This window comes from Saccharopolyspora sp. NPDC002686 (assembly GCF_040295745.1).
GTDB lineage: Bacteria > Actinomycetota > Actinomycetes > Mycobacteriales > Pseudonocardiaceae > Saccharopolyspora > Saccharopolyspora oryzae.
On record NZ_JBEOVY010000582.1, the window covers coordinates 1 to 2,644 of the forward strand.

Sequence of the window (2,644 nt, forward strand, 5' to 3'; positions counted from 1 at the left end):
ACCTCACCGCCCCCCACTTCTGCCCCGGCGCTCCCGGTCTTGAGTGCTAAACAGTGTTCGAACACTGTTACGCACTCACGACCTTTTTTGGTCCGGTTGAGGACAGGGTTGAAAATATGTAGACCGACTGTCATATTTTTCTGCGTGAAGAAGGGTGCGCAGACGCGGCAGCAGATGCTCGAGACCGCGATGGAGCTGTTCAACCAGCAGGGGTACCACGGCACCGGGGTCAACCAGGTGCTCGCGGAGTCCTCGGCGCCGAGGGGATCGCTGTACTTCCACTTCCCCGGGGGCAAGCAGCAGCTCGCCGCCGAGGCGGTCGCGGCTTCCGGGCAGCACGTGGGCGAGCTGTTGGCGCTGGTGCTGGCGGACGTGGCGGAGCCGCGCGAAGCGGTCGCGGCGATCCTGGGCCACTTCGAGCAGGTGCTCGTCGAGTCGGACTACCGCAGCGGATGTCCGGTCGCCACGGTCGCGCTGGAGGCTTGCGCGGAAAGCGCGGACGTGCGCAACGCGTGCGACGGCGCCTACGGGGGATGGCAGCGGCAGCTGGCTGCGGGGTTCAGTGCCTGGGGGATTCCCGCTGATCAGGCCGGGAATCTCGCCGTGGTCGCGTTGTCGATGATCGAGGGCGCGCTGCTGCTGAGCAAGGTGCAACGGGACGTCACACCGCTGCGAACGGTGGGCGAACAACTGATCGTGCTGCTGGAGAGCGCGCGGGCGGAGGAGAACTGATGCGGGTCCACCACCTCAACTGCGGGACCATGCGGCCCTTCGGCGGTCGGCTGGTCAACGAGGGCGGGAGCCGGTTCGGCACCGCGCGCATGATCTGCCACTGCCTGCTCATCGAGACCGAGCAGGGGCTGGTGCTCGTCGACACCGGCATGGGTGTTCCGGACGTCACCACGCACGCGAAGGTGATGAAGCAGCGGCTGCGGATGGCCCGGCCGGTGCTCGACATCGCGGAAACTGCCGCGTCCCAAGTGGAGCGCCTCGGTTTCAGGCCCGAGGACGTGCGGCACATCGTGGTGACCCACCTCGATCTCGACCACGCGGGCGGGCTGCCGGACTTCCCGCACGCCCAGGTGCACGTCCACGACGTCGAGCACCAAGCGCTGGTGCGCGGTCTGGACGGGGATCGCTACCTCCAGCACCAGTTCCAGCACGGTCCGAAGTGGACTGTTCACGGAAGTGCCGACGGGGAGCGCTGGTTCGGCTTCGAGGCGGTGCGCGACCTGCCGGGGCTGCCGCCGGAGATCCTGCTCCTGCCGCTGCCCGGTCACACCCGCGGCCACACCGCGGTCGCGGTGCGGCGGTCCGACGGCAAGTGGCTGCTGCACGCCGGTGACGCGTTCTTTCACCACGGCGAGATGGCCGACCGCCCGCACTGCACCCCGGCGCTGCGCTTCTTCCAGAACCGGGTGCAGGTCGACGGTCCGCTGCGGCGGCGCAACCAGGCCCGGCTGCGGGACCTGGTCACCGCGCACCGCGATCAGATCGAGGTGTTCTGCGCGCACGACCCGGTGGGCCTGGACCGCTGTGGAAGAACTGCCTGACGAACTCGTTCTGCGTGGCGGCGCCTGAGGTTCCGCCACCCGCGCCACCGTGCGGAATGAGCTCGGAAATGGGGAATCAGAGTTCGAGGGCGGTGATGAGCCGGTCGATGCTGGCGCCCAGGCCCCAGGTCTTCTGCAGCTCGCGCAGGCGGTCGACGTCCACTTCGGACTTCGGCATCGGGTCCGGGCGGTCGATGACCACCGGTGCGTCGCGCACCACGCGGACCACCGACGGTGCCGCGGCGAGGTAGTCGGCGGCGTCGGCGAGCTTGCCGCGCACGCGCGGCGTCAGACCGGCGGCGCCGCTCTCGGCCGCGGCCAACAGGGCCTCCAGGGAGCCGAACTGGGTGATCAGCTTCGCGGCCGTCTTCTCGCCGATGCCCGCCACGCCGGGCAGGCCGTCCGACGGGTCGCCGCGCAGCACCGCCATGTCGGCGTAGTCGTCACCGGCCCGGTCGGGGGACAGCGCGTACTTCTCGGCGAGCTCGGCGGGCCCGAAGTCCTGCGCCTTGGCCAGCCCGGCGCCGATGTAGATCACCCGCACCGGGGTGGGGTCGGTGCGCACCAGCTGGAACAGGTCGCGGTCGCCGGTGATGACCTCCACCGGGTCGCGGTCCTCGCGGTCGGCCAGCGCGCCGATGACGTCGTCGGCCTCGTAGCCCTCGGCCTCGGCCGTGGCGATCCCCGCCGCGTCGAGCACCTCGAGGATCACCGGGACCTGCGGGGACAGGGTGTCCGGGACCTCTTCGGCGTCCGGGTCGTCCTCGGCCACGCGGTGCGCCTTGTAGGACGGCAGCGCGTCCACCCGGAACTGCGGCCGCCAGTCGTTGTCCAGGCAGGCGACCAACCGGGCCGGGCGCCGGTCGGTGATCAGCTTGGCGAGCATGTCGCAGAAGCCGCGCACGGAGTTCACCGGAGTGCCGTCCGGTGCGGTCAGCGAGTCGGGCAGGGCGTAGTACGAGCGGAACCACAACCCGGCCGAGTCGACGAGCATCAGAGGACCAGTCACCGCCCCAGCTTGTCACGCCCCGCCGACAACCGACTGCCCGGACCAGCTCGTGTCGGTCGTGAGTGCGTAACAGTGTTCGAAC

General features: G+C 69.9%; 3 protein-coding genes. 2 read left to right on the plus strand and 1 reads right to left on the minus strand.

Annotated elements, in window-relative coordinates; translation table 11 throughout:
* Positions 1 to 144: 144 nt before the first annotated feature.
* A complete protein-coding gene (locus ABTZ89_RS37845; protein ID WP_351054112.1) occupies positions 145 to 732 on the plus strand; it encodes a TetR/AcrR family transcriptional regulator in 588 nt (195 codons plus the stop codon).
* On the plus strand, positions 732 to 1,553 hold the full coding sequence (locus ABTZ89_RS37850; protein WP_351054114.1) for an MBL fold metallo-hydrolase: 822 nt from the start codon (positions 732 to 734) through the stop codon (positions 1,551 to 1,553). The genes ABTZ89_RS37845 and ABTZ89_RS37850 overlap by 1 nt, the downstream gene beginning before the upstream one ends.
* A gap of 76 nt (positions 1,554 to 1,629) precedes the next feature.
* Here ABTZ89_RS37850 and ABTZ89_RS37855 read toward each other — a convergent pair whose 3' ends face one another.
* Complete coding sequence (locus ABTZ89_RS37855; RefSeq protein ID WP_351054116.1) at positions 1,630 to 2,547, minus strand: 5'-3' exonuclease; 918 nt, start codon at positions 2,545 to 2,547, stop codon at positions 1,630 to 1,632.
* Positions 2,548 to 2,644: the final 97 nt, after the last annotated feature.

Bases quoted from the DNA above. Each gene is read 5' to 3' on its own strand.
- ABTZ89_RS37855 (WP_351054116.1), bottom strand. From the start codon at position 2,547: ATGCTCGTCGACTCGGCCGGGTTGTGGTTCCGCTCGTACTACGCCCTG.
- ABTZ89_RS37850 (WP_351054114.1), top strand. From the start codon at position 732: ATGCGGGTCCACCACCTCAACTGCGGGACCATGCGGCCCTTCGGCGGT.